The following is a 221-nucleotide window of genomic DNA, read 5'->3' as shown; positions in this document are numbered from 1 at the left end:
GGTTCGCCGTGCGGCGGTCGGCGTTCGGCCTCGGCTCCTTCGCCGGGCTCGCCGAGCGGACGGCCCGCCGGCTCGACGACCTGCTGCTCGCCCCGCTGCCGCTGGGCGACGGCCCGCTGGTGATCGTGCCGACCGGACGGCTGCACGAACTGCCGTGGCCGGCGCTGCCGGGCTGCCGGGGACGTCCGGTGTCGCTGGCGCCGTCGGCGGCGCTGTGGCAC

1 protein-coding gene is annotated in these 221 nt (G+C 79.2%); it reads left to right on the top strand.

Features of this window, described 5'->3' with window-relative positions; genetic code table 11:
• Positions 1-221, top strand: a 221-nt coding sequence (locus CCN39_RS52500) for a C50 family peptidase (protein WP_244211386.1), incomplete at both ends; no start/stop codon positions are given.

Source organism: Amycolatopsis kentuckyensis, assembly GCF_002155975.1.
Taxonomy (GTDB): domain Bacteria; phylum Actinomycetota; class Actinomycetes; order Mycobacteriales; family Pseudonocardiaceae; genus Amycolatopsis; species Amycolatopsis kentuckyensis.
The sequence above is the reverse complement of the archived record's forward strand: the minus strand, read 5'-3'. Positions and strand labels throughout refer to the sequence as shown.